This is a genomic window from Acinetobacter sp. RW6 (assembly GCF_041956835.1).
Lineage (GTDB): Bacteria > Pseudomonadota > Gammaproteobacteria > Pseudomonadales > Moraxellaceae > Acinetobacter > Acinetobacter calcoaceticus.
In genome coordinates, this window is the sequence record NZ_CP167121.1 from 2,095,308 (window position 1) to 2,111,407 (window position 16,100).

The 16,100-nt window shown below is 39.8% G+C and carries 14 protein-coding genes; 6 read left to right on the forward strand and 8 right to left on the reverse strand.

The features are described from left to right. Positions 1-129 precede the first annotated feature (129 nt). On the reverse strand, positions 130-1,320 hold the full coding sequence (locus ACB088_RS09960; RefSeq protein ID WP_375036848.1) for an MFS transporter: 1,191 nt from the start codon (positions 1,318-1,320) through the stop codon (positions 130-132). A 103-nt stretch (positions 1,321-1,423) separates the two neighbouring features. Between ACB088_RS09960 and ACB088_RS09965 the strand changes: the two genes are divergently transcribed. The 5 genes from ACB088_RS09965 to ACB088_RS09985 all read left to right on the forward strand — a co-directional run bounded on the left by ACB088_RS09965 (position 1,424) and on the right by ACB088_RS09985 (position 7,364). After that, entirely contained in the window at positions 1,424-2,335 is a 912-nt protein-coding gene (locus ACB088_RS09965; RefSeq protein ID WP_375036849.1) for a LysR family transcriptional regulator, read from the forward strand. Positions 2,336-2,609: 274 nt separating this feature from the next. Next, positions 2,610-5,249, forward strand: coding sequence for a DNA mismatch repair protein MutS (mutS, locus tag ACB088_RS09970; protein ID WP_003650856.1), 2,640 nt, complete (start codon positions 2,610-2,612; stop codon positions 5,247-5,249). A 61-nt stretch (positions 5,250-5,310) separates the two neighbouring features. Next, on the forward strand, positions 5,311-5,841 hold the full coding sequence (locus ACB088_RS09975) for a GNAT family N-acetyltransferase (protein WP_209733180.1): 531 nt from the start codon (positions 5,311-5,313) through the stop codon (positions 5,839-5,841). A gap of 345 nt (positions 5,842-6,186) precedes the next feature. Further along, on the forward strand, positions 6,187-6,510 hold the full coding sequence (fdxA, locus tag ACB088_RS09980) for a ferredoxin FdxA (RefSeq protein WP_003650851.1): 324 nt from the start codon (positions 6,187-6,189) through the stop codon (positions 6,508-6,510). A gap of 131 nt (positions 6,511-6,641) precedes the next feature. Continuing rightward, complete coding sequence (locus tag ACB088_RS09985) at positions 6,642-7,364, forward strand: D-Ala-D-Ala carboxypeptidase family metallohydrolase (RefSeq protein ID WP_199990918.1); 723 nt, start codon at positions 6,642-6,644, stop codon at positions 7,362-7,364. Between the two features lie 45 nt (positions 7,365-7,409). Here ACB088_RS09985 and ACB088_RS09990 read toward each other — a convergent pair whose 3' ends face one another. Then, positions 7,410-7,856, reverse strand: a complete 447-nt coding sequence (locus ACB088_RS09990) for a GNAT family N-acetyltransferase (RefSeq protein ID WP_045125211.1) — start codon at positions 7,854-7,856, stop codon at positions 7,410-7,412. Positions 7,857-8,054: 198 nt separating this feature from the next. Between ACB088_RS09990 and ACB088_RS09995 the strand changes: the two genes are divergently transcribed. Continuing rightward, positions 8,055-8,723 carry an O-methyltransferase gene (locus ACB088_RS09995; RefSeq protein ID WP_056478888.1) on the forward strand — a complete coding sequence of 223 codons (669 nt, stop codon included), beginning with the start codon at positions 8,055-8,057 and terminating at the stop codon, positions 8,721-8,723. A 116-nt stretch (positions 8,724-8,839) separates the two neighbouring features. On the opposite strand, the gene ACB088_RS10000 is transcribed toward ACB088_RS09995, so the two are convergent. From ACB088_RS10000 to ACB088_RS10025, 6 genes are all read right to left on the reverse strand, one after another. Further along, a complete protein-coding gene (locus tag ACB088_RS10000; protein ID WP_092705331.1) occupies positions 8,840-9,682 on the reverse strand; it encodes a universal stress protein in 843 nt (280 codons plus the stop codon). Positions 9,683-9,837: 155 nt separating this feature from the next. After that, entirely contained in the window at positions 9,838-10,449 is a 612-nt protein-coding gene (locus ACB088_RS10005) for a DapH/DapD/GlmU-related protein (protein ID WP_375036850.1), read from the reverse strand. Further along, positions 10,442-11,041 carry a YigZ family protein gene (locus tag ACB088_RS10010; RefSeq protein ID WP_199990920.1) on the reverse strand — a complete coding sequence of 200 codons (600 nt, stop codon included), beginning with the start codon at positions 11,039-11,041 and terminating at the stop codon, positions 10,442-10,444. Before ACB088_RS10010 ends, ACB088_RS10005 begins: the two co-directional genes overlap by 8 nt. 93 nt (positions 11,042-11,134) lie before the next feature. Next, positions 11,135-12,331, reverse strand: a complete 1,197-nt coding sequence (locus ACB088_RS10015) for an HlyD family type I secretion periplasmic adaptor subunit (protein ID WP_205469560.1) — start codon at positions 12,329-12,331, stop codon at positions 11,135-11,137. Beyond that, positions 12,328-14,466 (reverse strand): type I secretion system permease/ATPase, encoded by a 2,139-nt coding sequence (locus ACB088_RS10020; RefSeq protein ID WP_375036851.1) that lies wholly within the window; start codon positions 14,464-14,466, stop codon positions 12,328-12,330. Before ACB088_RS10020 ends, ACB088_RS10015 begins: the two co-directional genes overlap by 4 nt. Beyond that, positions 14,463-15,929 (reverse strand): TolC family outer membrane protein, encoded by a 1,467-nt coding sequence (locus tag ACB088_RS10025; protein WP_375036852.1) that lies wholly within the window; start codon positions 15,927-15,929, stop codon positions 14,463-14,465. Before ACB088_RS10025 ends, ACB088_RS10020 begins: the two co-directional genes overlap by 4 nt. Between the last annotated feature and the right edge of the window lie 171 nt (positions 15,930-16,100).

The following is a 16,100-nucleotide window of genomic DNA, read 5'->3' on the forward strand; positions in this document are numbered from 1 at the left end:
TTTTATCTTATATAGCCGTTAAACTTACACCACAAGAAATAATGTAGTCTTCAAGTTAGTGATGAGCCAAAGGCCAAAATCTTTTTAGTCGACACCTTTTTAGTGTACCGAAAAATAGCGACTTTAGAATTATCTCAGATGAAAACGTTTAGCCAGTTTCTTTTGCAGAATAATAACGAGAATTGGGAATCCTGATGCGGAAATTGCACATACCATCAGTAACTTGTTTACATTTTGTGGTGCCATATCATGATCAGGTAATAGAAATGCAGACAGGAAGAATGCGATGGTTGTAACCAGATACATGATTGATGTCTGTAATGAAGAGAATCCAGCTCGTTGCCTATCATCAGGAAACTGAATCGAAACCACCGAAGATGACACCAAACGACTGTAAGATGCGCCGAGAAATAAAGTAATAAATAACGTTGCATACTGGTAGCCTAGAATTGGTATCAGCAAACTCAATATAAAGACGATGGTTGAACCTGTAGCCAGCATCAAAGCAGAAAAACGGGAGGTTAACGCCCCTGTGATTTTTGTAGACAGATAACCTATAACGCCCCCGCTGAAGAAGAGCCAAGGCAGTAGATCTTGCGAAGCGCCCAACTGCTGTATCATTAATGGCGCCAGAATAGGAATGACCAGCATAGGACTAAACTGTACAAGCGCATTACTGGAAGCGAACAGTAAAGTATCCATATCGAGAGGCAGCGCACGAAGCGTGTCTAAAGAGAGTGGGTCTTCGGGTATGATGGATACAATCAATGGCAATGCCAACACACACAATGCACTTATTAGCCACAAAGCCACATGCCAACCATAATTTGTGCACAGAAATAATAGAGTGGGCATTCCTACAATGCTTACTATCGAAAATGACGCAATCACCGTCGCCAACATTTTTCCGCGCAAGTTAGGCGGTGCGTTGTTTATCAATATATTTATACCCACACCCATTGTCGTACCACTAACCAGCCCTGCACAGAATCGTAGTGCGAGCAGAAGACTAAAACTGGATGTAAATGTAGTCAAAAGTGTGAGTAAACCTAACAGCGCCATATTAGCGATTAAAAATTTTTTCTTATTGAAATGACCAATCCAGTAAAAGGCAATAACTCCCGAAAGAACGGCACCAAGTGTGTACATGCCGGACACATAACCTGAGAATGATACAGGCACTGCGAAATCTGTTGCCATAAAAACAAAAACAGGATTGAACACCATATATTCCAGTGCATTCGTGAACTGGACAAAAGCAATTACAAGGGCTATCCGCATGAGCGCTTTATGATTAAATGTCTGCGTCACTAGGGGCATAGCAAGCAACCTATGGATGAAAGATATCCAAGTTTAACTGCTATCAATGGTGTTTATTATATGGTAGAAATGGCAATTATTATTATCAAATATGGGATAATTGATGCGTCCGACTCTGGATTTTAATACCCTGAAAGTGTTCATTGCGGTGGTTGAAAGAGAAAGTTTTGTTGGGGCATCGAAAATCCTTGAAATGCCGACATCAAATGTTAGTCGCTGTATTTCTCAGTTAGAAGAAAAACTGGATCTTCAGCTCATTGAGCGTAGCACTCGACATATGAAACTCACTCAGGCGGGGCAGCTACTCTATACCCGAGCAAAGCCATTACTGGAGGCGCTTGAGCAAACTGAGACAGAGTTAACGTTGCGGCAAATGCAACTCAAGGGTCCATTACGTATCTGTATTCCCAATGAAATAGGTCCTGCATTGCTGGGTTCTGTTATTGCCAATTTCGCCTTTGAGTACCCGGACCTAGAGATCAGCTGTGTCACAAATTTATCAGGTTTTGAATCTCTGCGTGATGATCTGGATTTAGCTATCATTATTACCCGCGGTCAGATGGATAACAGTGACTACATCGCCCGTCATTTGGTGACTATCCCTTGCACCATTGTTGCAGCCCCCTCCGTCATTCAGCGTTATGGCACCCCTACTCATATCCAGCAATTTGAAGAATTACCCTGTATTACAACGGTAAGTGCACTCAAAGGTGCTCCCTGGCAATTTGTAAATAAAAAGGGGGAATTCGAGACCATCAAGGTTAAAGGACATTATCGAGTAAACAGCGGAGAGATGGCAGGACAAGCTGCGATATCAGGTGTCGGTTTTGCAATTCTATCCAAACAAGCCTGCCAACCATACATTAGCGATGGACGGTTAATCGAGGTTGAGTTTGAACAATCGGCAGCGCCATTGCAATTGTTCGCACTTTATTCAAATCGCCGTTACTTACCCGCTAAAACAAGAGCACTTATTGATTTCATACAGCAGAAATTGAGTGATAGTTTGAGCTGATAAGGCCACTTTCTTTTTGCTGTTTATTTCCTCGCTCATTTTAGGAATCTTTTTTGTCAATCAGTCTCAATTTGTTAAGATAGCAACCGTGAAAAATTAAGTTAAGTTCTCACACACTGTTAACTCAATATTGACACTAAAGAAGGTACACTACAAAGGTATACTTTTTTTCTTAGATTAAGTCAGATTTACACAGAAGTTGTTAGAATTGGTTTGACAACCAAACTTTCAAAGTTAACTTATTTATTATTGATTTTTTAAGGGTTTAATACGCATGAATAGCGCTGAAATCATGGCTGACTTATCTTCTCATACACCTATGATGCAGCAATATCTCAAAGTCAAAACGGACTATCAACATGCGTTGCTGTTTTATCGTATGGGTGACTTTTATGAACTCTTCTTTGAAGATGCTCATTTAGCAGCCAAACTTTTAGGCATCACCTTAACCCATCGTGGTAAAGCCAGTGGGCGACCTATTCCAATGGCCGGTGTTCCCTATCACGCGGCAGAAGGTTATCTTGCACGTCTTGTCAAAGCTGGGCGCACTGTAGCCATTTGCGAACAAGTCGGAGAAGTGACAGGTAAAGGTCCGGTTGATCGTAAAGTTGTTCGTATTCTTACTCCGGGTACGTTAACTGATGATGCATTACTCAGCAGTTATCAATCATCTAATCTGGTTTCATTATGCATCCATCAAAATCAGATTGGTTTTGCTTTACTCGACTTAAGTGCAGGCATTTTTAAAGTTCAACAACAAGATTACAAACCAGAACAATTGCCTATCGAACTTGCGCGTTTAATGCCAAGTGAAATTTTGATTGATGAAGACTTGGTCGACACGAATATTATCGAACAAATTAAAAAGCACTTAGATTGTCCCGTTACCAAACGCCCGAATGTAGACTTCAATCAAAATAATGCACAAAAAACCTTATGTGACCAGTTTACGGTATCAACGCTTTCAGGTTTTGGTTTAGACCCATTGCCTTTAGCCAAAGCTGCTGCCGCTGCGCTCATTCACTATGCAAAAGAAACACAAAAAACTGCATTACCACATATTCGTTCAATTCAACTTGAACAAAGCACAGACTTTATTGCGCTTGACCCAATCACACGTCGTAACTTAGAAATTATTGAACCATTATTTGAACATGGAACATCATTATTCCAACTGGTAAATGATTGCCAAACTGCAATGGGTGGACGTTTATTAAGCCGTACACTGATGCAACCGGTTCGTGATACCGCATTACTCGATGCTCGTTTAGATGCCATTGAGCAATTAATTCAGGGATATCATGAAAGCCCAGTTCGTTTAGTGCTTAAAGAAATTGGTGATATTGAGCGTGTGCTTAGTCGTGTTGCACTGGGCAGTGCACGACCACGTGATTTAGTGCAACTTCGTCATGCATGTGCACAAATTCCAGCTTTAAGAACGGCATTAACTCCAGTCATTCAAGCGAAAAAATCCAAACTATTAGTTCAACTTGATCAAGAACTTGGTGATTTTAAAGCGCTTCATCAACATTTGATGGCAGCCATTGTTGAAAACCCACCTGTATTACTTCGTGATGGCAATGTAATTGCAGAAGGCTACGATGCTGATCTTGATGAATTACGCCAAATTCGCGATCATGCAGGTCAATTCCTCATTGATTTAGAAATTAAAGAGCGTGAACGTACCGGCATTAACACACTTAAAATCGGTTATAACCGTGTAAGTGGTTACTACATCGAACTCACTCGTGCTCAAGCAGAACAAGCTCCAGCCGACTATATCCGTCGCCAGACTTTAAAAAATGCTGAACGCTACATTACCCCTGAACTAAAAAGTTTTGAAGATAAAGTCCTATCGAGTGAGTCGCGCGCATTAGCACGTGAAAAAGCACTATTTGAAGCTTTACTTGAAAACCTTCGCGAAAATATTGCTCATCTCCAAATGATGAGTTCAGCAATTGCTCAAATTGATGTGGTTGCTAACTTTGCTCATCAAGCACGTTTAAACAATTGGGCGCGTCCTGAATTTACCCCAGAAACGGGCATTAAAATTCAGGCAGGCCGTCACCCTGTAGTTGAAGCATTAAATAAAGCACCATTTACACCAAATGATACTTTTCTTGATAGTCAACATCGCATGGCAATCATTACTGGCCCAAACATGGGCGGTAAATCAACATTCATGCGTCAAACGGCATTAATTAGTTTATTGGCTTACTGTGGCAGTTATATTCCAGCCAAAGCAGCCAAACTCGGTCCAATCGATCGTATTTTCACTCGTATTGGCTCAGCCGACGATTTATCTACAGGCAAATCGACCTTTATGGTTGAGATGACAGAAACTTCTCAAATTCTGCATCATGCGACTAATCAATCGCTTGTTTTGATGGATGAAGTTGGTCGTGGAACCAGTACCTATGATGGCTTGTCTTTAGCATGGGCATGCGTGGTTGATTTAACTAAACGCGTAAAATGTTTATGTCTTTTTGCAACCCATTATTTTGAGTTAACCGAACTTGGTGGTGAAGCAGGAATTGATAACTACCATGTCACGGCACAAGAGCTTAACGGCAACCTGATTTTATTGCATAAAGTTCAGCAAGGCCCTGCAAGTCAAAGTCATGGTTTACAGGTCGCAAAATTAGCGGGTATTCCTGCCAATGTGATTAAAGAAGCTCAAAAACGTTTACGTATTTTAGAGAAACAGCAGCAGCAACATCTACAAACGAGCTTTCAAAATGATTTGTTTGCGCCACCCGATGCGAACGCTGGTTCACAAATCATAGAGAAAGTTGTTGAGATAGAAGTTTCATCCCCTGCTCTAGATTTACTTAAGCAAATTGAAGTCGATAACTTGTCACCTCGTCAGGCGCTTGAACAGCTCTACGAGTTAAAAGCTGCACTAAAATCCTAGTAAAGCACGTATGAATAAGCAGGCTTAGGTCTGCTTATTCATATCGGAGAATAATATTTATATGATTTTAAGATCTTTACAAAGTTCAGAAATCGATCTTATTTGGCAACAGATTAGCCGTCGTGAATTAATCACTCAAATGTATATTCAAAATCAACAACACTTAGAGTTAGTTGATTGTTTTTTTGATGTCCAATATTGGGACTCATATCATTTAGAAAATGACCCACCTAAACTAAAACAACTCTATGACCAAGGTGCTTTATTCATCGGTGCATTTGATGCCGCAGAAAAACTTGTTGGCGTCAGTGTGGTGTCAAATCAAATTATAGCTGACTACCCTAACGCTAAATTACTACACTATTTCTATGTCGATGCAGACCATCAAGGTCAAGGCATTGGCGCCAAACTTATGCAAGCTGCAAAACAGTCCGCCAAACAACTCTGTGCAAATCAACTGTATATTTCAGCAACCCCAAGTCGACGCACTGTAGATTTCTATATCAAGCATGGCGCACAACCGTTAAGTGCCCCAGATCAACAACTTTGGCAATTAGAACCTGAAGATATGCATTTGCTCTGTACCCTTTAGTTCTACAGATTTAAGTGATTTTCAACAAAAAAAGCAGAAAATCAAAATTTGTAAAAGAAAAAATGAGAAATTAAAGCATTTAATAAAATAGATGGCTTGACTTAAATGACATCTGAATATTTAAAGGAAATATTTCTTAAGTAATTGTTTTATAAAATATATTATTATTTTAATTTTATAGATTAACACATCCTAAGGATGGAAGATCCGTTTGATTATCAACGTATTAACTTATCTTCATATGCATGAATAAAGAATATCAATAAAAGCAATTGTTTGTTTACCCCTTTTTTGCCTAAAATAAGCTATTCGAAATGAAACCATATTTTTTAGGTAGCTGTCGCCATGACCTTTGTTGTCACTGAAAATTGTATTAAATGTAAATACCAAGATTGCGTAGAAGTTTGTCCTGTAGACTGTTTTTACGAAGGTCCGAATTTCCTAGTGATCAATCCGGATGAATGTATTGACTGTGCATTATGTGAACCAGAGTGCCCGGCAAATGCAATTTTCTCTGAAGATGAGTTACCAGAAGGTCAAGAAGTGTTTATTGAGCTCAATGCTGACCTTTCTCAAAAATGGCCTAACATTACTCAAATTGGTGATCAACCGGCTGACCGTGAAGAATGGAACGGCAAACCTGATAAATTACAATATCTTGAAAAGTAATTTCAAAAAAGATCAGCAACCGCTGATCTTTTTTTATACTCTATTCAAACATTTCATTGCAAATTCCTCGTAATTTGTGCACTGTTTTGCATTAAAATAGCCGCAATATTTATAAGTGCTTAATTTTTCTTATGCGGAAGTTTTTGCAGAGTATGGTGCCCTTATGCATAATCCCAGCGGTTATGGTAGGTTGTGTCAGCTCTCCCCAACACACAACAACAGGCAAAACCTCTCCAAGTGGTAAACGAATCTTTATTCCACAAGAGCGCGTTATTATCGAGCGCCCGATTCCCCCTAAAGTTGAGCCTACATCTTATCGAAGCTGGTTAGGTTCGGGTGAAAATTACGAACGTGTTCGTGAATACGAAAAATTCTTAACCCGAAATAATGTCGCGGGCATTGTGCCAAGTTTTGAGCTATTACGTTCAGCACGCGATTGGCAAAAATGTGGGCGCTCAGAATATGCTGTGCCTAATCGCGAACTTTGGGGAAATTCTTTATCGACCCTTCGCGTATTTAAATATTTAGTTGCGTCAAAAGTTCTAACAGACTTTGAAGTTACCTCTGTTTACCGAGATTTACCTTTAAATGAATGTGCTGGTGGCGCAAGCTCTTCTAAGCATTTATTTAACTCTGCAATTGATTTCCGTATTGGTCCTGAGTTCCCTCAAGCTCAAGATTATGCATTTATTGAAAATACCAAATTTAAACTCTGTCAATTCTGGGCTCAGCATGGTCAAAGCTTAAATATGGGTATTGGTTTATATAGCTCTGGACAAATTCATATCGATACTCAAGGCTATCGTACTTGGGGACCTGATTTAACTCGAAGCAGTTCGATGTGTAACCTTTAAATTAAAAAACTCCTTTCAATCGAAAGGAGTTTTCACTTAAACCCATTACAAACGTTTGGCTAAAGAGATGAGTTTTGAGCGGTTTTTAAAGCCATGCTTTTTATAAAAATCTTCGGAAATAGATGCTCTTAACGTGTGCAGAACAATAGTTTCTATATTATTTTCTCTACACTTTCCTTCTATATACTTTAAAAGCTTAGAACCAACTCCTTTTCCCTGATATTGGGGATGAATAAAAAAATCATCTAGATAATAACGAAGCCCTTGTATAGTTGGGTGAATATGCCCCATTCCCACACCAATTAATTGGTTTCCCCATTTTGCACAAAAGCCAAAAGAAGATGAATATTGAAAATATCTCTCAAAATATTTTCTAATTGGTTCTAAATCATCAAACTGCTCATTCCATGGCTCATTACTAAAAGCTGAACAATAAACCTCAATACCCTCTTCAAAATCTACACTTGTGAAAGCACACAACGTAATTCTCATTTATACATCCCTAACTACACATTGATAAAAATAAGCAAGAAATAAGCCTTTTTATACTCCTTGTTTAATTTGGGCTGGTAACTCAGAAAAAGTAATTTGCTCATTCAATAATCAACCAAAATTTCTTCAAACGAAGATTTTTGCACTCTAAGCATAAATGTTTAAAATACCCCTATCAACATATAGGTAAATTTGATTATGCAGCAGATGTGGACAGACATTGACGAATATATCGATTCACATTTAATTCCCGAAGACCCGCGACTCGAATATGCATTAAAAAATACCGATGAACACGGCTTCTCAAATCATCTTGCAGTGGCTCCTAACCAAGGAATGTTCTTGCAGATGCTTATTCAAATGAATAAATGCAAACGAGTTTTAGAGATTGGAACCTTTGCTGCATACAGTACAATTTGGTTAGGCCGTGCGTTACCTGAAGATGGTTATTTACTGACGATAGAAGGCCGTGACACTCACGCAGAAATGGCACAAAAAAATATCGACCATGCAAATCTTCCTGTAAAAGTTGAACTTAAAACTGGCCGTGCCGCAGATATTCTTTCTGAGATTGATCCTCAATCTATCGAGCCTTTTGATTTTATTTTCATTGATGCAGATAAACAGGGATATCCGGAATATTTAGAATTGAGCCTAAAATTTTCCAGATCAGGTACGATTATTGTGCTTGATAATGTGATTCGCGCAGGTGATATTTTAAATCCAGATAATAAAAAACCAAGTATTGAAGGCATCCGTGAAATGTTTAAAGCCCTCGAGAACCATCCACAAATCTTGTCTTGTACAGCATTACAAACAGTTGGCTCAAAAGGCCATGATGGCTTCGCAATTGCAATTGTGAAATAATGGTTAAAAAATCGTCTTTTTTATTTTATTATTTATAATCAATAAATTACTTTTATTACAGTTGCTTTTCCATATAGTTATCCACAAGATTTGCGGATAACTATATGCAAATCTTATTATTTAGCTACTAGCAATGGTACAGTCGCATTTCGGAATACGGTTGTTGCAATACTTCCCAAGAAGAACTGATGAATTTTGCTATGACTAAATGCACCTAGCACAATGATTTGAATACCATGTTCTTGTTGGTACTCTAAAATATTTTGTGCAACATCGCCATAACGATATACAGTCACTACATCTATGCCCGCTTGTTTAAGGTAATGCTCAGGTTCATTGAGTACTTCTGGATGATCGCCGACATAAACCAAATGACATTGCAGTGTTCGTAATAGATCACTTTGAGCAATACGACGCATCATTTTTTGACAAGTTGGTGAATATTCATAGGCGAAAATAAATCGTGTCGGTATTTTAAAGTTTTCACCAATGGTCAAAACAGTACAGTTGGCTCCACGAATAAAGTTTTCAACATTACTACCAATTGGTTTCTGTTTTTCGGCAGCTCTTTCACCTACTCGGCCTAAAATTACGATGTCATTTTCATGTAAAAGGTTAAAACTTTGCTCTAAAAAATCACCTTTTTCTTGAATTTTTGAACATGTAATTCCATGTTTTTCTTGAATAAGATCAGAAATGTGACGAAGTAAATTATTGCTATAGTCTAAAGCGAGTTCACTTTGTTTTTGTTCCAACTCAGCTAACTCTTTTAGCAGCATTGCATTGCTTTCAAAGCCAATTACTCCACTAATTTCACCAAGATGATAACTTGCAGGGTAATAGTCTAGAATTTGTAATAATACAAGTTCTCGTCCGGTTGCTTTAGCAACCCATGCTGCTGCATCGGCAATAGCATTAATACACGGTGATGAGTCAATACACGCAATAACACGGTTCATGTCAGCCTCTCTTCTTCAGGTCTTTTGCCTTGGAGATTATTCTTAAAACTTAGCTTTAACTTAACATAGATAAAAATTGGTATGTTAAGGTTTATGTATAAAAATCAACTTTTTTGTTTAAAGATCAAACATTTTATTACATTCTTGAGACTGTATTATTCCCTTAAACGAATAAATTTTGCGGGGTTACCACCTACAATATGGTGCGGTTCCACATCTTTGGTCACCATACTATTCATGCCGACCACAGCATGCTTACCTATTTTAATACCATCTTTAATACCCACATGTGCACCCAACCAAACGTCCTGCTCAATTTCAATTCCTTTGGAGGTGACAGGTTGCTGGTAAAGTGGACGATCTAACTGCATGCCATGATCAAATGCATATAAGTGGCAATATGCAGCAATACGGACCTGATCATGCAACTTTATACCAGCTCGCCCCCCATCTAAAATACAATGATGATTTATCGCGACCTCATTACCAATTTCAAGGGGCCCATGCAAACTGCAATCTGCTGCAATAAAACAATTATCACCAATAATAATTTTTCGTCCCGGTTCAGCAAAAATGTGAGCTAAGGGCGAGATAAAACAGTTTTTACCAATCTCAACTGTTTCCATCTCCATCAAATAGGCCTGATATTCTTGTTGCCACTCTTCGGCCCAAACACGATTTTTAGGTTTCAAAGTCCAATATAACCATGGCATATAATTTAAACGGTGCTTATGTTGTTCCCGATATTTGAGTAAGGAATCAGTCATCAGTTAATTCATCCTCAATTTTTAACTCTTCACGACCACGCGTTACATCTCTGAGTTTTAAGGCAAGTGGCTCAATTTGATGTATTTGTAGTCTTGCTTCGATATCTACACCCGTTGCAGTATAGGTTTCCTGATATTCAATTTGTTGTTGAGTAAGCTCATATTGAAATATGGCCCACTCATTAAAGTGGCAGGAAAAATAAATCGTTTTCTTGGCAATGAGTTCAATACGCTCAGCCAATAGCAAACATTGACCAGCACAGCCACCGTATGCTCTTACAAGACCGCCTGTCCCTAGCTTTATTCCACCATACCAGCGGTTAACCATTACAATAATATTCGTCAGGTCATTCCCTTCAATGGTTGCCAAGATTGGACGCCCTGCTGTTCCTGAAGGTTCACCATCATCATTAAAGCGAACATTGTGACCAATTTTCCATGCCCAGCATTGATGAGTTGTCGAGATATCTTTGTTTTGTTCTAAAAATTCTTTAACTTGCTGTTCATTTTCTACTGGTGCAGCGATAGCTTGAAATCTACTTTTTTTAATTTCTTCTTCAAACGTAACGGGTGATGCAATCGTAAAAGCCATAAATTAAATAAAGCATAATAAAAATCAAATTATAACGTGAATTTAATAGAATCAAACCCATAAAAAAAGCCCCGAATCTCGGGGCTTTTTTTATTATCTTTCTCGTAACGCTTCTTTGGCTTTATTGAATGGTTTAAGTAAGTAATCCAGTACCGTTTTTTCACCCGTACGAATATCTACAGTTGCCACCATACCTGGTGTAATTCCGAAAGCTTTACCTTCTTTATTATAAAGCTTGTCTGAATCGGTTCGAATATAAACACGATAATAGAACTGGTCTTGTTTAACTTCATCACGAATCGTATCTGGTGAAATAACCGTAACCTTACCTTTTAACCCCCCATAAATTGAGTAGTCATAGGCAGTAATCTTAACCAGTGCTTCTTGTCCCGGTCGAATAAATGCAATGTCACGCGGTAAAATACGCGCTTCAATGAGCAGCTGTTCATCAATCGGTACAATGGTCATCAACTTGCCGTTTTGCGGAATAACACCGCCATGGGTGGTAACCGCAATTTCTTTCACAACACCGCGTACTGGTGCTTTAAAAATAGCACGATCTAAGCTGTCAGTACGACCCAGTACGACTTGTTGCTGCGTTTCAATATCGGTATTGGCTTTAGATAACTCTTCACGAGCCTTTACGAAATATTGGTTCTGCGCATCATTCATTTTATTTCTAAGGTCGTTTGCTTCACGACGTAAACGTAAAACTTCAACCTCACTGGCCGCACCTTTAGCAACTAACGGTTCGGTCATTGCCAGCTCTTGTTGTACCAGTTGTAAAGCTTGTTTTAAGCCTGCAATGGTCTGTTCTAAATCTGCACGACGAGACCGATATAGCGCTGTTTCTTCATGTACAAGTTTTGGTTCTTTCAGCACAATTTCAGGAAAAACCAAGGGCGTACCGTTTACTTCTGCACGCAAACGTGAAGCTGTTGCCTGAGCAGAAATAAGCAAAGATCTTGATTCACCGACATTCGATGCAAAACGGGTTGGATCTAATTGCGCAAGAATTTCGCCTTTTTGAACAATATCGCCTTCTTGTACATTCAGCTTGGTTAAAATACCGCCCTCTAAAGACTGGATGACCTGCTCTTTAGACGATGGAACCACTTTACCTGTGCCTGTAGAAACTTCTTCAAGTTTAAATACCCATGCCCAGATAAAGAAAATAACTAAACCAATCCCCACAATCCAGATCACTAAGCTGGCACGTGGTAACGGTGGCTCACTATAAGAGACATTCATTGAACGGGTGAGTTCTTGTTCTTGTTGTGGTTCGCTCATGAATTACCCCCTTGCACTTGTTTTTGTTGGGCTGTTGATTGATTAAGGACCTGATCTCTTGGACCATCCATCACGATTTTGCCTTCGTTAACGACAATAATACGGTCCACCAGTTCTAAAACAGCGCGGCGGTGAGTCGCAACCACCAAGGTTCGATGGGCCAGCCAGCCTTTTAAATGATCAATCAGTTGTTTCTCTGCCACATCATCAATCGCTGCTGTCGGCTCATCCAGCAATAAAATGTTGGGTTGACGAATCAATAGACGGGCCAATAACAAGGCTTGTTTCTGACCACCCGAGAAACCAACCCCACCTTCTAAAATCAGGTGATCGAGTCCTTCTTTTTTCTCTTGAACAAAAGGTAATGCACCTGTCACAACTAAAGCCCGAAGAATATCTTCATCGGTTGCAAGCGGAGCACCTAAAGTGAGGTTCTCACGAATCGTACCGTAGAAAAGTTGTGCATTCTGGTTGAGTAAACCCATATCACGACGTACATCAGATGGGTCAATTAAAGACAGATCCAGACCATCTAAATGCACTGCACCTTGAACAGGGACCTGCATGCCAGATAGAAGCTGAAGCAGTGTCGATTTACCTGCCCCATTGCGCCCTAAAATTGCAACTTTTTCACCAGCACGAATTTTTAAATGGCGAATTGCTAAACTTGGTTTCGGGTCTTCTTCTCCATATTGGAACAAGACATTTTTTAATTCGTAGTCGCCATTTAAAACTGCTTTATGTACCAGATGTGAACGGTCAGCTTGGTCGATCGGACGTTGCATGAGTTCATCCAGACTTTGTTTAGCCACTTTCGCCTGCTGTAAACGCCCCAATACACCCGTAATTTGTGCAATCGGTCCTAACATGCGTGACGATAAAATTGAACAGGCCACTAACGCACCCGTGGTCATTTCACCTTCCATCACCGCAAAACATCCCACCAAAACCACAATTGCATAGGTTAAGCCCTGAAGCATTTGAGTCCATGCCATTAAGGTACCGACAATTTTACGCTGTCTCATACCGATATCGGCTGAAACTTCATTCATGTGGTTCCACTGGTTCTGGAAACGTGATTCAGCACGCAACAACTTGATATCTTCAATACCCTGCACCGCTTCAACCAGAATGGCATTACGGATTGAAGATTCTCTCATGCCTTCCTGTGCCAATTGCGCTAGCTTCTTCTGTGCCAGAATACCCGGCAAAAGCATAAGCGGTACAACCAGCAACATCACCCAAAACAGCTTTCCGCCAATAAGGGCAAAGATAATAAGAAACAGGAAAAAGAATGGGAAATCGGCAATTGCACTAATGGTGGTAGAGGTCACCAACTCACGAACACCTTCGAGCTCACGAATCTGCGAAATAAAACTACCGGTAGACTTTGAACGATCTTTATTTTTGATTCTTAAGGCATGGCCGAATACACGGTCAGAAACACGTAAGTCAGCACGTTTACCAATAATGTCGGATAGATAGACTCGAGATACACGTAACGTAAACTCAAAAATAGCAGCAATGAGTACACCACCAGCCAGAACCCATAAAGTCGGGATGGACTGAGAAGGAACAACACGGTCATAGACTTGCATTGAGAAAATAATAGTTGCCAGTGCCAGCACATTGGCAATAAGTGAGGCAAACATAATATCAACGTAGCGTTTCCAGTCTCTTAGAACAATTGACCAGAACCAGCTTGCTTCATAGGGTTTGATATATTCATCAATACGCGCATCGGGAATAGAGCTTTCAGGACGCAGAATATAGACATTCTTAATGGTATTTTTTAAGACATCTAGGCTTAAATTCTGAGAAAGTCCCTGATCCCCACTAAACTGGATACTGACATTCCCTTGGGTATCGGCTTTATCAATAATACCGACCTGCCCGTCATGAAACTCGACCATAACAGGTAGGCGCCACGGGTTCAGCAGCTCTAAAGAAAACGGTACTTTACGTAAATTTAGTCCAACCTGACGTGTAATGAGCTGTAAAACATCATCCAGGTTTTGATTCTGGTTCCAGTCAAGTTGTAAACGGATTCTTTCTTCTGAAGGCTCAATTCGATAATGTTTAGCAATCGTTAAGACCGCCTGTAACCAGGGCTGGTAATTTATTTTTGTCATCATGGTTGTACTTCGAACCCCTGAATTGAAATATTATTTAAGTCATAAGCTTGGCGGGAACGTCCTGTTGCCGAGATGTATTGCACAATACTATTATAGATGTCATAACGTGCCGTTTCGAGTTCTGAATTGGCACTATGAATGGCCTGTTCTGCATTCAATAAATCAACCAATGAGCGTGTACCAAGTTTGTACTGCTCTTGATAAAGTTCACGTGTACGAACCGTAGTGGCTTGACGATTGGTCAGCACCTGCATTTGACGTTGTTTATTTTCAATTTGCTCACGGCTAGTTCTGATCTGGTCAAGAACATCCATATAAACTGAATTGACTTTTGACTTTGCAGCTTCTTCTGCATAACTCGCCATTTTGACCTGAGAAGAAACGGCCCCACCTTGATAAAACTGACTGCTAGCTTCAAGCATGACAGAACTGTACAGACCATCATCTTTATCATTGTTTGGATTTCTGCCGTTAATGGCCTGACTTAAGGAACCTTTGACGGACAAGGTTGGATAACGTGTTAGACGAGTCTGTTCCTTTTGTGCTTTAGCCACTTCAACACTCGCTTGCGCTGCAATCATTTTTGGGATGGTATTGAATTCAGGTTCGCCATATAAATCGGACACTTTCACCAGATCATCTGAAATAATCCACCCTGTTCGAGAAACATCACCACCTAATAATGTTCTTAAGTGTTGCTGGTATTGTCTTAATAATGACTGCTGTGCGATCAAACTAGACTGGGCAGCTTGTAAATAGGACTGGGCTTGAATCGGATCGGCTTGACTGCTAATACCGGCATTTGCACGTAAATTGGCAATTTCCTGAATACGCTGAATACCCGCAATTTGCTGCTCGGCAATCTTATTTAATTGAAGATAGCGTTGAATATTGACAATCGACTGTGCAACATCAAGTGCAATATCATCAATGCTGACCAGCACATTGGCCTGCTCGACTTGTACTTTGGCCTTCTCAACCGACACACCTGATTTTACTTTGCCAAAATCAAAAAGCATTTGAGTCGCATTTAGAGTCAATAACTGCCGCCCACGTTCGCCACTACTCAAATCACCTGTCGTTATTCCACCTGAAAGCTGGGGATAATAACCAGCCTTGGCATAATCAATACCTGCATTTTGGCCAGCTAAAGTGGAGATGGCTTGGGAAATATCTGGGTTCCGCTGGATCGCGACTTTCACCGCTTCCTGCAAAGTCATTTTCCTTGATGGCAAATTTGAATAAGATGAAGCTGCTCGATCATTGAGTTGAACAGTCGGAAACTCCTGCACTCTAGAACGATCTAACTTAAAATTACTCAGCTCTTGCATCTTGGCAACTTTAAATTCATCACTACTTTTAGGGGCAAAAAGTTGTGATAAGTTGTCTTTTAGGGTGTGATATTGCTCACTGGGTTTAGCAGCATATATCACTACAGGTACATGCAATGAAGTTAAAAGCATCAACCCTTTCAGGAAAGCCGGCTTTTTACATGTCCTTTCTACTTTTCTTTGGTTATATCCAATCATGCTTGTCTTGTTGATCTTGTTTGTTATCGTTTAAAAGCTTTTACATTCTACATAGTTTTTTGCATAAAGAAGCATAATTACTTGAATAATTTACACATTACTTTT